Here is a 15012-nt window from a genome sequence, read left to right on the forward strand (position 1 = left end):
TCTTCAGGAGCATTGTGAGTAGTCCCTTGGCGAATGTGTCCGATTCCTTCACCAGTATCGACGTGGCGACGTACGACACCCCGCTGGGCATCACCAACCCGCCCATCGACGAGCTGCTCGAGCGCACGTCGTCGAAGTACGCACTGGTCATCTACGCAGCCAAGCGCGCGCGTCAGATCAACGATTACTACAACCAGCTCGGTGACGGAATCCTCGAGTACGTCGGACCCCTCGTCGAGCCGGGTCTGCAGGAGAAGCCGTTGTCCATCGCCCTGCGCGAGATCCACGCCGACCTTCTCGAGCACGTCGAAGGCGAGTGAGTTCCCTGTCTCCCTCGGTGGGAGCGCAGCGGCCGCGGCGGCACGTCGTCGTCGGAGTCGGGGGAGGAATCGCCGCCTACAAGGCGTGCGGCCTCATCCGACACTTCACCGAGGCGGGCGACGACGTCCGCGTCGTACCGACGGAATCGGCTCTGCAGTTCGTGGGCAGAGCCACATTCGAAGCATTGTCGGGTAATCCCGTCCACACCGGAGTCTTCGCCGACGTTCCGGAGGTGCCGCATGTCCGGCTCGGCCAGAACGCCGACCTCGTCGTCGTGGCTCCGGCCACGGCCGACCTTCTCTCGCGCGCCGCGGCGGGTCGCGCGGACGATCTGCTGACGGCCACGCTGCTCACCGCTCGATGCCCGGTCGTGTTCGCCCCGGCGATGCACACCGAGATGTGGGAACACCCCGCGACGGTCGACAACGTCGCCACGCTCCGCCGGCGCGGCGTCACCGTCATCGAGCCCGCATCGGGTCGTCTGACCGGCAAGGACACCGGCCCCGGCCGCCTCCCGGAAGCCGACGAGATCGCCGGTATCGCCGAACTCCTGCTCGAACGGCCCGATGCACTGCCCCGTGACCTCGAGGGCCGCCGCATCGTCGTCTCCGCCGGCGGCACACGCGAACCCCTCGATCCGGTGCGTTTCCTGGGTAACCGCAGTTCCGGCAAGCAGGGCTACGCCCTCGCCCGGGTGGCCGCACAACGCGGTGCCGACGTCGTGCTCATCAGTGGCTACACCAGCGACCTCGCGCCGCCGGCGGGAGTGCGAGTCGAGACGGTCCGCACCGCCGAGGACATGCGCGCAGCCGTCACCGCGGCAGCGGTCGGAGTCGACGCGGTCGTCATGGCCGCCGCCGTCGCCGACTTCCGTCCCACCACCCTCGCGCTGAGCAAGATCAAGAAGGGCGCGAACGAGCCCGACACCATCGCGCTGACGCGCAACACGGACATCCTGGCCGGTCTGGTGGCCTCCCGTGACTCCGGCGAGCTGCCGGGCGACCTCGCGATCGTCGGCTTCGCCGCCGAGACCGGCGACGAGCACGGCGACGTCCTCACCCATGCCCGCGCGAAGTTGGCACGCAAGAAGTGCGATCTCCTGGTTGTGAATGCAGTCGGAGAGGGTAAAGCCTTCGAGATGGATGTCAACGACGGGTGGATTCTGTCCGCGGACGGGACCGAGACGGCTCTCGAACACGGATCCAAAGCCCTGATGTCGTCGCGAGTGCTCGATGCGCTCGTGGCGCTTCTTCCCGTCGCGGACTCGTCGTCCCTGTGTGAAGACTGTACGAGCGCCGACGACTCGAGGTGACCCGCACCGCCCGAGACGTCGGTGGGCCCCGCTATCGTCGACAATCAGCTCGGGGAGCCGTTCGATCATGTCGACACACTCAGTCATGCGTGTACGAGAGGAAACATCTGTGAGCACGTCCGCAAGTCGGCTTTTCACCAGCGAATCGGTCACCGAGGGGCATCCGGACAAGATCTGTGACGCCATCAGCGATTCGATTCTCGACGCGCTCCTGACCGAAGATCCGCGCGCACGCGTCGCCGTCGAGACACTGGTCACCACCGGCCAGGTCCACGTCGCCGGCGAGGTCAACACCACGGCATACGCCGACATCCCGCACATCGTGCGCGAGAAGGTCCTCGAGATCGGCTACGACTCGTCGGCCAAGGGCTTCGACGGCAACTCCTGCGGCGTCAACGTCGCCATCGGAGCACAGTCGCCCGAAATCGCTCAGGGCGTCGACAATTCGCACGAGTCGCGCGTCGAAGGTCTGACCGACGACGAGATCGACCGTCAGGGCGCCGGTGACCAGGGCCTGATGTTCGGCTACGCCATCAAGGACACGCCGGAGCTCATGCCTCTGCCGATCGCGTTGGCGCACAGGCTGTCCCGTCGGCTCACCGAGGTGCGCAAGACAGAGGTGCTGCCGTACCTGCGTCCGGACGGCAAGACTCAGGTCACCATCGAGTACGAGGGCAACAAGGCAGTCCGCCTCGACACCGTCGTCATCTCCACCCAGCATGCTGCCGACATCGACCTCGACAACATGCTGACTCCCGACATCCGTCGGCACGTCCTCGAGTCGGTGCTGTCCGAGCTCTCCCACGATTCGCTGGACACCTCGTCGGTGCGGTTGCTCGTCAACCCCACGGGCAAGTTCGTTCTCGGTGGACCGATGGGCGACGCGGGCCTGACCGGCCGCAAGATCATCGTCGACACCTACGGTGGCTGGGCCCGCCACGGCGGCGGCGCGTTCTCGGGCAAGGATCCGTCGAAGGTCGACCGCAGTGCCGCGTACGCGATGCGGTGGGTCGCCAAGAACGTGGTGGCCGCAGATCTGGCCGAGCGCGTCGAGGTCCAGGTCGCCTACGCCATCGGCAAGGCAGCGCCGGTCGGCCTGTTCGTCGAGACCTTCGGCTCGGAGAACGTCGACCCCGTGAAGATTCAATCGGCCATCAACGACGTCTTCGACCTGCGTCCGGGCGCGATCATCCGTGACCTGGACCTGTTGCGTCCGATCTACGCGCAGACCGCCGCGTACGGCCACTTCGGCCGCACCGACATCGATCTGCCGTGGGAGAACACCGACCGCGCGGACAAGCTGAGGTCCGCCGCCGGCCTGTGAGCCGAGTCCGGTCGATTCCACGAGGAGTGTTCGAGAGCTGAGGGGGTCGGGGTCGGTGAGTGCAGCCGCCGCGGGTGGTGTGCGCGCACCGGCCCCGTCCGCACCGGTGGCGCGGGTGCTTCCGATGCTCGCGCTGTCCCACCTCGATCGCGACTTCGACTACCTTGTCCCCGCCGACCTGGACGAGGTGGCGCAGCCCGGCGTCAGAGTGCGTGTCCGTTTCGCGGGTCGGCTCGTCGACGGGTTCCTGCTCGAACGAATGGATGCCAGCGAGCATCCTGGCAAACTCGGGTTCCTCGACAAAGTGGTGTCCGCGGAACCCGTTCTGAACGACGAGTTGCTCGGTCTCACCGAGGCCGTGGCGGCGCGGTATGCCGGAACGCGCTCGGACGTCCTGCGTCTGGCGATTCCTCCACGGCATGCTCGCGTCGAGAACGAGATGGTCTCGCAGGGCGTCCACGCGACGCCGAGCCTGCGTCGCGACGCGTGGAGCGCCTACCGGCACGGCGGCGAGTTCCTCGACGCGCTCGCCGACGACCGAGCGCCCCGAGCGGTGTGGCAGGCACTGCCGGGGGAGGACTGGCCCGCCCGGTTGGCCGATCTTGCGGCGGTCACCGCATCCGTCGGCCGCAGCGCGATCGTCGTGGTGCCGGACCAACGCGACCTCGACCGCGTCGATGCTGCGTGCCGTGCTGTCCTCGACGACTCCTCCGTGGTGGCACTCGCGGCCGGTCTCGGGCCGGCCGAACGCTACCGACGCTGGCTGGCCGCCTCACGCGGAAGCGCGCGCGTGGTTCTGGGTACGCGCAGCGCGGTCTTCGCGCCGGTACGTGATCCTGGCCTCGTCGTCGTGTGGGACGACGGAGACGATTCGCTGTCCGAGCCACGCGCTCCCTACCCCCATGCTCGGGAGGTGGCGCTTCTGCGTGCTCACCGCAGTCGCTGCGCTGCCGTCGTCGGCGGAATCTCGCGCACCGCGGAAGCCCAGGCGTTGGTCGACACCGGGTGGGCACACGATCTGATCGCGACTCGCGACACGGTACGCGCGCGGGTTCCGCGCATCGTGGCGCTGGCGGACAGTGATCACGCACTCGCGCGGGACCCCGGCGCACGGGCGGCCCGACTACCGGCCATCGCCTTCGCCGCAGCCCGAGCATCCTTGACGGCCGGACATCCGGTACTCGTACAGGTTCCACGGCGCGGATACGTTCCGTCCCTGGCATGCAGCAAGTGTCGAACCCCGGCTCGCTGCCGTCGGTGCCACGGACCGCTGGCGCTCCCGTCGGCAGCCGGTGCCGACGGCGCGGGCAGCCCGACCTGCAAGTGGTGTGGCACGGCCGATCCCGCCTATTCGTGCCCCACCTGCGGGTCCCGCGCCCTGCGTGCCGTCGTCGTCGGCGCCGGACGTACCGCGGAGGAACTGGGTCGCGCGTTCAGCGGGGTCACCGTGCGGCAGTCCGGCGGCTCCGCGGTGTTGGACACCGTGCCCGCCGGTCCCGCCATCGTCGTGTCCACCGTCGGCGCCGAACCCGTCGCCGACGGCGGCTACGGAGCAGCACTGTTGCTCGACGGGTGGGCCCTGCTCGGCCGAGCCGATCTGCGTGCCACGGAACAGACTCTGCGTCGCTGGATGGGCGCGGCCGCTCTGGTCCGACCGTCGTCGGACGGCGGGGAAGTCGTCGTGGTCGCCGACTCGTCGCTAGCCACCGTCCAGGCCTTGGTCAGGTGGGATCCGGTCGGACATGCTCAGGTCGAACTGGCCGAACGCACCGAGGTCGGATTCCCGCCCGCCGTGCACATCGCCGCGGTGGACGGAACGTCGGAAGCGCTGCATGCGCTGCTCGACTCCGCCCGGCTGCCGGACGACGCCGTGACCCTGGGCCCGGTGGATCTCCCTCCGGGCGAACGACTGCCGTTCGGTAGCGAGGTGGATGCGGACTCGTCGGCGGCCATCGAACGGATGCTGGTGCGGGTACCTCGGGGTTCGGGTGGGGCACTGTCGCGCTCGCTCGGCGAAGCGCGCGCTGTGGTGGGCGCGAAGAAGACGGCGTCGGCGCTGCGAATCCAGGTCGATCCGCTCCGCATAGGGTGAACGGCGTGCGCCTCGTCTTCGCCGGTACTCCCGAGCCTGCTCTCCCGTCCTTGCGACGACTCCTCGAGTCGAGTCGGCACGAGGTGGTCGGCGTCCTCACCCGGCCCGACACCACCGCGGGGCGAGGCCGCAAGGTCGTACGCTCACCTGTTGCGCAGCTTGCGGACGATCACGGGATTCCGGTCCTGCAGCCCGCCAAGCCGTCCGATCCCGAGGCCCTCGCGACTCTGCGTGAATGGGCCCCCGACTGTTGCCCCGTCGTCGCGTACGGCGCACTGCTGCCGCGTTCGGTGCTCGACATCCCACGGTTCGGCTGGGTCAATCTGCACTTCTCGTTGCTGCCGGCGTGGCGCGGTGCGGCGCCCGTCCAGGCCGCGATCGCGGCAGGCGACGACGTCACCGGTGCTTCCACGTTCCTCATCGAGGAGGGCCTCGACACGGGGCCGGTGTTCGGCATCGTGACCGAACGTGTGCGACCCACCGACACTGCCGGCGATCTGCTCGGCCGCCTCGCCGACAGTGGGAGCGTGTTGCTCGAGTCGACGCTCGACGGGCTCGAAGAGGGTGCGCTGCAGGGTGTTCCGCAGTCGACGGATGGTGTGTCGCACGCGCCCAAGGTGTCGGTGGACTCCGCGAGGGTGGACTTCTCCCGCGCCGCGCATCTGGTCGACCGCCACATCCGGAGCGTGACACCGGCGCCCGGCGCGTGGACGGAGATCGGTGACGTCCGCGTCAAGGTCGGTCCGGTGACGATGACCGAGGACGTACTCGAACCCGGTGTGGTCGAGGTGCGCAAGAAGGTGGTGCTGGTGGGCACCGGGACGACGGCTGTCGCACTGGGAACGGTGCAGCCGCACGGGAAGAAGCAGATGGCAGCGACGGATTGGGCGCGCGGCGCCCGCGATGTGAACGGAGCGATCGCGCGATGAGTGGCGAACAGACGCCCGGAGCCGGCGGTGGCGGCCAGCGGAAGAGGAACGGCGGGAAGGCCGGAGGCCGGCCGGGAGAGGGCGGGAAGGCCGGAGGCCGGCCGGGAGGGGGCAGCGGGAAGGCCGGCGGGAAGTCGCGGTCGGGGAATTCCCGGCCGAAGCAACCCGGTCGCCCGAATCCGGCCGATGCGGGTCTGGATCCGGCGAGGATCGCGGCGCGCGATGTGTTGCGCGCGGTGCGGGAGCGGGATGCGTACGCGAATCTGGTTCTGCCAGGGCTCTTGCGCGACCGCAAGCTCGACGAGCGGGACGCGGCGTTGGCCACGGAGCTGGCCTACGGCTCGGCGCGCGCACAGGGCATTCTCGATGCCGTGATCGAGCACGCGGCGTCGCGGCCGGTGTCCGACATCGATGGTCGACTGCTCGATGTCCTCCGCCTCGGCGCGTACCAGTTGCTGCGCACCCGTGTCGCGCCCCACGCTGCCGTTGCCACGTCGGTGGACATCGTCCGGAGCGAGGCGGGCCAGGGCCAGGCAGGTTTCGTCAACGCTGTCCTTCGACGGGTGTCGGAGCGTACGAGTGAGGAATGGATCGAGCTGCTCGCGCCGTCGGCCGATCGTGATCCCGTCGCGCACTCGGCCTTCCGTCACGCTCACCCCACCTGGATCGCGCAGGCGTTCAACGACGCGCTCGGTGCCGATGCGGGCGAACTCGACGATGCGCTCGCGGCGGACGACGCACGGCCGTTGGTGCACCTCGTCGCCCGGCCCGGTGAGATCTCCGCGGACGAGCTGGCGTCGATCACGGGCGGCGAGGTGGGACAGTGGTCTCCCTACGCGGTACACCTCGACAGTGGTGGAGACCCCGGTCGCCTCGACGCAGTCCGTGAAGGGCTGGCGGCCGTGCAGGACGAGGGCAGCCAGCTGGTCGCACGCGCGCTGACTCTGGCCGAGCTCGACGGGCCGGACGGTGGTCGATGGCTCGACCTGTGTGCCGGACCGGGTGGGAAGGCTGCGCTGCTGGGCGCGATCGCGGCGATCGACGGTGCCACCGTCGATGCCGTCGAACCCTCCGAGCACCGGGCAGATCTGGTCCGTAAGACGGTGCGCGATCTGCCCGTCACCGTGCACGCCGTCGACGGTCGGGACAGTGGCCTCGAGGCCGGATACGACCGCGTCCTCGTCGACGCCCCCTGCACCGGTCTCGGCGCTCTCCGGCGCCGCCCGGAAGCTCGGTGGCGTCGGCAGGCGTCGGACGTGACCGGACTGGTCACGCTGCAGCGGGAGTTGCTCGCGGCGGCGGTCGACCTGGTGCGTCCGGGCGGCGTGATCGTCTACTCCACGTGCTCACCGCACCTCTCGGAGACCGTGGGAGTCGTCGCGGACGCGGTCCGGCGGCACGGACTGACCCCCCTCGACACGTCGACGTTGGTGCCGGAGGTGCCCCGCGCGGCGTCGGGGACCTCGGTGCAGCTGTGGCCGCACCGGCACGGCACCGACGCGATGTTCTTCGCGGCACTGCGGAAGGCCGTGTGACGCGCGGTCGTCACGGGTCGGTAACGACCGCGGGGTACAACAGGGGAGTGACATCGTCCCGACGTTCCCACCGACACCGGTGGCCTCGCGCCGCGGTGGTGGGGGCGACAGTGCTGGTGTCGGCTGCGTGTTCGACGGGTGGTCAGAGTCAGCCTCGTCCCACCGATCACGTCGATCGCGTGATGGCCGAGCAGACCGCGGCGGCCACCGAGGACGCCGTCACGACTCGACGAGTGACCGTGTCGGTGATCGGCGACTCGTTCTCGGCCGGGTCGATGAACGACGTCGTGTGGCCCGACATCCTCGCCGAGGAACACGACTTCGCGGTGACCAATGCGAGTCTCGGCGGCGCGGGATACGTCGCCGGTGACGACTACCTGGGGACCTTCGCCGACCAGGTGCCGCTGGCGACCGACGGCGAACCGTCGGTGATTCTCGTGGTGGGCAGTGAGAACGACGCCGACGCGGACCCGTCGGACGTGCTGTCGAACGCGGGTGACCTGTACGCCGAGTTGCAGGAGCGATCACCCGGCTCGCGCATCGTCGTGATCGGGCCGATCTGGAGTGGGGGCGATGTCAGCGACGCGATGTTCGACGTCGACGCCGCCGTGGAAACGGCCGCGCTGACCGCGGGACTGGACTACGTCGACACCCTCGACGCCGGGTGGCTGGCCGACCCGACGATCATCCAGGACGACGGTGACCATCCGACCGACGAGGGACAGTATCTGCTGGCCGGGTACATCGACGACGCCGTTCTGGGTGTGGACCCCGATCTATTAGGCTGACCGCTCGTGGCCGACCAGACTCCAGCGCACCCGATGATCGCTCCGTCCATCCTGTCCGCGGATTTCGCGCGGCTCGCTGACGAGGCCGCTGCCGTGGCCGGCAGCGACTGGTTGCACGTCGACGTCATGGACGCTCATTTCGTTCCCAACCTGACTCTCGGGTTGCCCGTCGTGAAGAGCCTGTTGAAGGCCACCGACATCCCCATCGACTGCCACCTCATGATCGAGGATCCGGCCCGCTGGGCCCCGCCCTACGCAGAGGCCGGCGCCTACAACGTGACGTTCCACGCGGAGGCAAGCGACGACCCGCGGGCGGTGGCCCGCGACATCCGGGCGGCCGGCGCGAAGGCCGGCCTCTCGGTCAAGCCCGGAACCCCCATCGAGCAGTACCTCGAGATCCTGCGCGACTTCGACACGTTGCTCATCATGAGTGTCGAACCAGGATTCGGCGGACAGAGCTTCATGCCGTCCGTGCTCGACAAGGCCCGGACCGTGCGGCGCCTGGTCGACTCCGGTGAACTCCGTCTCGTCGTCGAGATCGACGGGGGCATCAATGCCGACACCGTCGAGCAGGCCGCCGAGGCCGGAATCGATTGCTTCGTCGCGGGATCGGCCGTCTACTCCACCGAAGATCCGGCGCAGGCCGTGCGGTCGTTGCGCGCCGCTGCCGCAGCCGCATCGCCGCACCTCAGCGCGCCGTGATGCCGCTCCCGACCGACAGCCCGATCGAGGCGGCGATGCGCCGAGCCATCCTCGCCTCGGAGTCGGCTCGGGGAATCAGCACGCCCAATCCGCCCGTCGGAGCGGTGATTCTCGACGCGGACGGCCGGATCGTGGGCGTCGGTGCGACGTCGGCTGCAGGCGGCCCCCACGCAGAGATCGTGGCGCTGGCGCAGGCCGGCGAGAGGGCGCGCGGTGGTACGGCCGTCGTCACTCTCGAACCCTGTGACCACACCGGACGCACGGGACCGTGCTCGGTCGCGCTCGTCGACGCAGGGATCGCTCGCGTCGTGCACGCGCTGTCGGACCCCAACCCGCTCGCGGCGGGAGGCGCGGGCACTCTCGCTCGTGCGGGCGTCGTGGTCGACTCCGGCTTTCGTGCCGAAGAGGCTGCGGCGGGTCCACTCCGGGCGTGGCTGCACCGCCAGCGCACCGGGAGACCGATGATCACCTGGAAGTACGCGGCGACTCTCGACGGACGGACAGCGGCGCCGGACTCCACCAGCAAATGGATCACGGGGGTGACGGCGCGCGAGCACGTCCACGCCGAGCGATCGCGGATCGACGCCATCGTCGTGGGAACCGGCACGGTGCTGGCCGACGACCCGGCGCTCACCGCTCGGATGCCCGACGGGTCACCGGCGCAGCGTCAGCCGTTGCGCGTCGTCGTCGGCACCCGCGACATCCCGCCGACGGCACGAGTGTTGGACGATTCCGCGCCTACCCGGCTGATCCGGACCCGCGATCCGCTCGAGGTGGTGGCTGCTCTGTCCGACGTGAACGACGTGCTGATCGAGGGCGGATCCGTTCTCGTCGGCGCATTCCTCCGGGCCGGAATGGTCGACCGCGTCATGGCCTACATCGCGCCGATGGTGCTGGGCGAGGGCCCCTCGGCGGTGCGCGGCACGGGCGTCGGAACAATCGGGGACGCACTGAGGTTCCGACGAGTGTCGATGCAGGAACTGGGGGAGGACATCCTCCTCGAGCTCGTCCCGCGAGTGCTGTAAGGATGGACGGATGTTCACCGGAATAGTCGAGGAACTCGGCAGTATCACCGCGAAGGAAGACCTCTCGGACGCAGCCCGTTTCACGGTCAGCGGGCCGTTGGTCACGTCGGATGCGTCCCACGGGGACTCGATCGCCGTCAACGGAGTCTGTCTGACCGTCGTGGACGTGGTCGACGGAGCGTTCACCGCGGACGTGATGCAGGAGACTCTCGATCGGTCGTCGCTCCAGGCGTTGGCGGTGGGCAGTCGAGTCAACCTCGAGCGTGCGGCGTCCTTGGCGTCGAGGCTCGGCGGACACCTGGTGCAGGGACATGTCGACGGAACCGGCATCGTGCTCTCCCGCAACCCGTCGGACAACTGGACCGTCGTGCGCATCTCGCTGCCGCGCGACATCGCCCGGTACGTCGTGCACAAGGGATCGATCACGGTCGACGGAGTATCGCTGACGGTGTCGGCGCTGGGCGGTCAGGGTGACGACCAGTATTTCGAAATCTCCCTGATTCCAACCACCCTGTCCCTGACCACGCTGGGCACGGCCGAGCCCGGGACGCCGGTCAACCTCGAGGTCGACGTGATCGCGAAGTACGTCGAGCGGCTGCAGACCGCCGAGTAGAGGAAGGGCCCCTCGCGTAGGGGTCGTAGGCTGGAAGCAAGAAACAGATCTGTCCGAGACTGCGGACAGCAGACGTGGGGAGCGCACGGCGTGACCAGGTTCGACACCATCGAGCGCGCTGTCGCCGACATCGCCGCCGGCAAGGCCGTCGTCGTCGTCGACGACGAGGACCGCGAGAACGAAGGCGATCTCATCTTCGCCGCAGAGAAGGCAACACCCGAGTTGGTGGCCTTCATGGTGCGGTACACATCGGGATACCTCTGCGTGCCGCTGTCCGGTGAGGACTGCGACCGCCTCGGTCTACCTCCGATGTACTCGACGAACCAGGACAAGCACGGAACCGCGTACACGGTGACCGTCGACGCACGCGTCGGCATCGGCACGGGAATCTCCGCGTCGGACCGCGCCGCCACGATGAGGCTGCTGGCCGACCCCGAGACCGGGGCGAACGACTTCACCCGGCCCGGACATGTCGTACCGCTGCGCGCGAAGGAAGGCGGAGTGCTCCGCCGTCCGGGTCACACCGAGGCCGCAGTCGACCTCGCCCGGATGGCCGATCTCCGTCCTGCCGGCGTCATCTGCGAGATCGTCAGTCAGAAGGACGAAGGCGAGATGGCGCGGACGGACGAGCTCCGCGTCTTCGCCGACGACCACGACTTGGCCCTGATCTCGATCGCCGACCTCATCGCGTGGCGCCGCAAGCACGAGAAGCACGTGGTCCGCATCGCCGAGGCACGCATTCCCACCTCGCACGGCGAGTTCCGCGCCGTCGGCTACCAGAGCGTCTACGAAGAGGTCGAGCACGTCGCGCTGGTGCGCGGCGACATCGCCGGCCCGGACGGCGACGGCAGCGACGTGCTGGTCCGCGTGCACTCCGAGTGTCTGACGGGCGACGTCTTCGGCTCGATGCGATGCGACTGCGGTCCGCAACTCGACGCGGCGCTCGACATGGTGGCGCAGGAAGGTCGCGGAGTCGTGCTCTACATGCGTGGGCACGAGGGTCGGGGCATCGGACTGCTGCACAAGTTGCAGGCCTACCAACTGCAGGACGCAGGATCCGACACCGTCGACGCCAACCTCGCGCTGGGTCTGCCCGCGGATGCTCGCGACTACGGCATAGGCGCCCAGATCCTGGTCGATCTCGGCATCTCGTCGATGCGGCTGCTGACCAACAACCCGGCCAAGCGTGTCGGCCTCGACGGGTACGGCCTCCACATCACCGAGCGCGTCCCGATGCCGCTGCGGGCGAACGCCGAGAACCTGACCTACCTCAAGACCAAGCGCGACCGGATGGGTCACGACCTCGTCGGACTCGACGCGTACGACACGCCGGTCGAGGCTCCCGACGCGGGAGGTCTCTGATGAGTGGCGCGGGTGAACCGTCGCTCCAGCTCGAGGGCGCGGAGAAGCTCCAGGTGGCCATCGTGGCCGGGCAGTGGCACGAGAAGGTCAGCACGGCTCTGGTCGACGGTGCGTTGCGCAAAGCGAACGAGGTGGGCTTGCAGAACGTGACGCTCGTGCGAGTGGCGGGTGCCATCGAGATTCCCGTCGTCGCCCAGCAGTTGGCGCGCACCCACGACGCCGTCGTCGCTCTCGGCGTCGTCATCCGGGGCGGGACACCGCACTTCGAGTACGTGTGCGACGCAGTCACCGCGGGACTGACGCGGGTGTCCCTCGACGAGTCCACGCCGGTCACCAACGGCGTCCTGACCGTCAACGACGAGGAGCAGGCACTCGACCGCGCGGGTCTGCCCGGCTCGCGCGAGGACAAGGGCGCGCAGGCGGTCGCCGCCGCAGTGGACACGGCGTTGACACTGGAAAGCCTTCGTCGAGGTGACGCGGCATGACCGAGTCGGGATCCGCCGCGCCGACCGCGGACGAGTGGGAACTCGAAGCGCACCCGCGCAAGAGCGCCAAGTATGCGATCGCGGTCGCCGTCCTTCTCGTCGTGATCCACACGACGCTCGGCATCCTGCTCAGGACGGGCAACACCGGTGTGTTCTTCCAGCGGGCCGATCAGGTCGCGATGATCGCCATCGGATGCGGCCTGGCCGGCGGTGTTCTGCTGCTCACGCGCCCTCGCATCAAGGTCGGGGCGCAGGGAGTGCTGGTGCGCAATCTGGTCACCGAGAAATTGATCCCGTGGGACTTGGTGCGCGGCTTGTCCTTCTCGGCCGGCGCAACGTGGGCGCGAGTCGAACTGCCCGACGACGAGTACGTGCCGGTGATGGCGATCCAGGCGAACGACCGCGAGTACGCGGTGCACGCGGCTCGGACGTTCCGCGCCTTGGAGAAGAAGTACGCGACGCCCGTCTCCTGACCTGCCGTTCGCGCGATCAGGCGCTCACCCGACACCGTCACCCATCACGACGCCCTCGCGACGCGGATCCGCTCCGCCCGTCCATCCGTCGTCGGTTCTGACCAGCGCGCTCGACCCGCTCGACTGGTCGGCGACCGAGACCTGGTGGCCCATGGCGCGCAGTTGCGTGACCAGGGGATCGGCGGCCCCGTCGGCTGCGGCGTCGATGTTCGGGTGCTCGCCACCGACGTTGGTCGTCGGGGCGTTGGCCGCACCCACGTTCGGCGCAGAAACCGCCTGCTGCGGGTCGAGTCCCCAGTCCAACATGCTCACGAGGTTCTTGACGACGAACTGGATGATCACCGATCCGCCCGGTGAGCCGGTGACGAGACGGACGTCCCCTCGACTGCCGTCGTCGCCACGCTCGAAGACGATGGTCGGCGCCATCGAACTCCGTGGACGTTTGCCCGGTTCGACTCGGTTGGCCACCGGCACTCCGTCGGGTCCCGCGGGTTGCGCGGAGAAGTCGGTCAGCTGGTTGTTCAGGACGAACCCCTCGGTCATGTGGAACGAGCCGAACGCCGATTCGACGGTGGTCGTCATGGCGGCGACGTTGCCGTAGCTGTCCGCGACGCTGATGTGACTCGTGCCCGCCTCGGGACCGGCGTAGCTGCTCAGAGGAACGGGACCGAAGTCTCCCGGCTGCGCGGTGCCCATGCTGCGCTCCGGATCGATGGACTTCGCCCGCTGTTCGAGGTAGTCGGGGTCCAGCAGAGGGTCGGGGCTTCCGCCCGGCAATGGGATGTAGTCCGGATCGGCCACGTACTTGTCGCGATCGGCGTAGGCGAGCCGTTCTGCCTCGGCGATTAGGTGAACGCCCTCCGCGGTGGGAACCCCGCCGTCGGCATCGAGCGTGGTGGGTGCGTATTTCGCCATGTCGAAGTTCGAGAGGATGCCCATCGTCGACGCGACCGCGATGCCACCGGACGACGGCCCCGGCATCCCGCAGATGTCGTTGTCGCGGTACGGGGTGCAGATCGCATCCCGCTCCCTGGCCTCGTACGCGGCCAGGTCGTCGAGCGTGATCCGACCGGGCGTGCGTCCGCCGGTGGTGTCGGCGGTCGCGTCGACGATCGATCGGGCGATGGTGCCGGTGTAGAACGCGTCGGCGCCGTCGGTGGCTATCGCACCGAGCGTCTTGGCCATTGCCGGATTCGTCAGGACGGTGCCGACGGCTTTCGGTGCGCCGTCCGGTTCGAGGAAGTACGCCGCCGATGCGGGATCGAGCGCTAATTTCTGCGCGGAGTCCGCGATGGACGAGGCCATCCGCGGACTGATCTCGAACCCGTTGTCGGACAATGTGATCGCAGGATCGAACAACGACTTCCAATCCTTGTCGCCGTAGTCGCGGTGAACGTCGTCGAGCATGCGCACCACACCGGGCACGCCGATGGACCGGCCACTTCCTCGCGCGTCGGGCAGCGGAGCGGACAGGTTCGCCGGGGCTCCGGGGGCGGCCGCGTCGTCGACGAACCGGAGATAGTTTTCGGTGGCCGAGGCCGGCGCCGTCTCGCGGCCGTCGTAGGCCTGCAGGTTCTTCGACTCCGCGTCGTAGTACAGCAGGAACGCGCCACCGCCGAGGCCGGAGCTCTGCGGTTCCACCAGGCCCAGAACGGTCTGCGCGGCGACCAGCGCATCGGCTGCCGTGCCGCCGTCGCGGAGCACCTCGCAGGCGGCCTCGGTGGAGACGGGATTCGCGGTGGACACCGCGTACGTCGCCGTCCTCACGGCAGTCATGCCGCTGCGGTAACCGGTAGCGACTTCCGGTGCGCCGTCCGCACCCGTTCCCGGCTCTGCCGTCACGGGTGTTCCCCCGCCGCCGACGACACACGTCGGCGCGTACCGCGCGGTGTCGGTGGTGGACGAGCACGCGGTGGCGACGAGCACGGTCGCGGCGGTCAGGGCGACTAGGCGCAGAGGAAGTCCGGTCACGTGTCCATGAAACCGCGAACCGGCCGGCGCCGCCGGGTATCGGACCGATCGCTGCCGCCCGAGGTGCTCGTCGCCCCGGG

Annotated in this window: 14 protein-coding genes; 13 read left to right on the top strand and 1 reads right to left on the bottom strand. The window is 69.0% G+C overall.

Annotated features, from left to right (window positions below; all coding sequences use genetic code 11):
* The first annotated feature begins 11 nt into the window (after window positions 1-11).
* The 13 genes from rpoZ (at window position 12) to ASG64_RS16895 (ending at window position 12961) form a co-directional block, all read left to right on the top strand.
* Window positions 12-320 carry a DNA-directed RNA polymerase subunit omega gene (gene rpoZ / locus ASG64_RS16835; protein WP_056075124.1) on the top strand — a complete coding sequence of 103 codons (309 nt, stop codon included), beginning with the start codon at window positions 12-14 and terminating at the stop codon, window positions 318-320.
* Window positions 317-1633: a bifunctional phosphopantothenoylcysteine decarboxylase/phosphopantothenate--cysteine ligase CoaBC gene (gene coaBC / locus ASG64_RS16840; protein WP_056074742.1), complete on the top strand. Its 1317-nt coding sequence runs from the start codon at window positions 317-319 to the stop codon at window positions 1631-1633. Before rpoZ ends, coaBC begins: the two co-directional genes overlap by 4 nt.
* A 109-nt stretch (window positions 1634-1742) precedes the next feature.
* Window positions 1743-2957: a methionine adenosyltransferase gene (gene metK / locus ASG64_RS16845; protein ID WP_042574616.1), complete on the top strand. Its 1215-nt coding sequence runs from the start codon at window positions 1743-1745 to the stop codon at window positions 2955-2957.
* Window positions 2958-3081: 124 nt separating this feature from the next.
* Window positions 3082-5049 carry a primosomal protein N' gene (locus tag ASG64_RS16850; RefSeq protein WP_200933494.1) on the top strand — a complete coding sequence of 656 codons (1968 nt, stop codon included), beginning with the start codon at window positions 3082-3084 and terminating at the stop codon, window positions 5047-5049.
* Window positions 5050-5054: 5 nt separating this feature from the next.
* Window positions 5055-5978: a methionyl-tRNA formyltransferase gene (fmt, locus tag ASG64_RS16855; RefSeq protein WP_042574646.1), complete on the top strand. Its 924-nt coding sequence runs from the start codon at window positions 5055-5057 to the stop codon at window positions 5976-5978.
* On the top strand, window positions 5975-7513 hold the full coding sequence (locus tag ASG64_RS16860; protein WP_082518563.1) for an RsmB/NOP family class I SAM-dependent RNA methyltransferase: 1539 nt from the start codon (window positions 5975-5977) through the stop codon (window positions 7511-7513). The genes fmt and ASG64_RS16860 overlap by 4 nt, the downstream gene beginning before the upstream one ends.
* Window positions 7514-7560: 47 nt before the next feature.
* Window positions 7561-8301: an SGNH/GDSL hydrolase family protein gene (locus tag ASG64_RS16865; protein ID WP_156388447.1), complete on the top strand. Its 741-nt coding sequence runs from the start codon at window positions 7561-7563 to the stop codon at window positions 8299-8301.
* A gap of 33 nt (window positions 8302-8334) precedes the next feature.
* Complete coding sequence (gene rpe, locus ASG64_RS16870; RefSeq protein WP_042574613.1) at window positions 8335-9003, top strand: ribulose-phosphate 3-epimerase; 669 nt, start codon at window positions 8335-8337, stop codon at window positions 9001-9003.
* Window positions 9003-10028, top strand: coding sequence for a bifunctional diaminohydroxyphosphoribosylaminopyrimidine deaminase/5-amino-6-(5-phosphoribosylamino)uracil reductase RibD (gene ribD / locus ASG64_RS16875; protein WP_056074746.1), 1026 nt, complete (start codon window positions 9003-9005; stop codon window positions 10026-10028). Before rpe ends, ribD begins: the two co-directional genes overlap by 1 nt.
* Window positions 10029-10038: 10 nt before the next feature.
* Window positions 10039-10641, top strand: coding sequence for a riboflavin synthase (locus ASG64_RS16880; protein WP_042574612.1), 603 nt, complete (start codon window positions 10039-10041; stop codon window positions 10639-10641).
* 90 nt (window positions 10642-10731) lie between these two features.
* Window positions 10732-12003, top strand: a complete 1272-nt coding sequence (locus ASG64_RS16885) for a bifunctional 3,4-dihydroxy-2-butanone-4-phosphate synthase/GTP cyclohydrolase II (protein WP_042574611.1) — start codon at window positions 10732-10734, stop codon at window positions 12001-12003.
* Window positions 12003-12488, top strand: a complete 486-nt coding sequence (gene ribH / locus ASG64_RS16890; protein ID WP_056074747.1) for a 6,7-dimethyl-8-ribityllumazine synthase — start codon at window positions 12003-12005, stop codon at window positions 12486-12488. Before ASG64_RS16885 ends, ribH begins: the two co-directional genes overlap by 1 nt.
* Window positions 12485-12961, top strand: a complete 477-nt coding sequence (locus tag ASG64_RS16895) for a PH domain-containing protein (RefSeq protein ID WP_042574609.1) — start codon at window positions 12485-12487, stop codon at window positions 12959-12961. The genes ribH and ASG64_RS16895 overlap by 4 nt, the downstream gene beginning before the upstream one ends.
* A gap of 24 nt (window positions 12962-12985) precedes the next feature.
* On the opposite strand, the gene ggt is transcribed toward ASG64_RS16895, so the two are convergent.
* On the bottom strand, window positions 12986-14932 hold the full coding sequence (gene ggt, locus ASG64_RS16900) for a gamma-glutamyltransferase (protein WP_056075129.1): 1947 nt from the start codon (window positions 14930-14932) through the stop codon (window positions 12986-12988).
* Between the last annotated feature and the right edge of the window lie 80 nt (window positions 14933-15012).

The sequence above is a fragment of the Rhodococcus sp. Leaf247 genome (genome assembly GCF_001426185.1).
In the GTDB taxonomy this organism is placed as follows: Bacteria; Actinomycetota; Actinomycetes; order Mycobacteriales; family Mycobacteriaceae; genus Rhodococcoides.

Coding starts and splice junctions, on each gene's coding strand:
- ASG64_RS16850 (WP_200933494.1), top strand. CDS start 3,082: ATGCTCGCGCTGTCCCACCTCGATCGCGACTTCGACTACCTTGTCCCC.
- ribD (WP_056074746.1), top strand. CDS start 9,003: ATGCCGCTCCCGACCGACAGCCCGATCGAGGCGGCGATGCGCCGAGCC.
- ASG64_RS16860 (WP_082518563.1), top strand. CDS start 5,975: ATGAGTGGCGAACAGACGCCCGGAGCCGGCGGTGGCGGCCAGCGGAAG.
- ASG64_RS16880 (WP_042574612.1), top strand. CDS start 10,039: ATGTTCACCGGAATAGTCGAGGAACTCGGCAGTATCACCGCGAAGGAA.
- rpe (WP_042574613.1), top strand. CDS start 8,335: ATGATCGCTCCGTCCATCCTGTCCGCGGATTTCGCGCGGCTCGCTGAC.
- ribH (WP_056074747.1), top strand. CDS start 12,003: ATGAGTGGCGCGGGTGAACCGTCGCTCCAGCTCGAGGGCGCGGAGAAG.
- ASG64_RS16895 (WP_042574609.1), top strand. CDS start 12,485: ATGACCGAGTCGGGATCCGCCGCGCCGACCGCGGACGAGTGGGAACTC.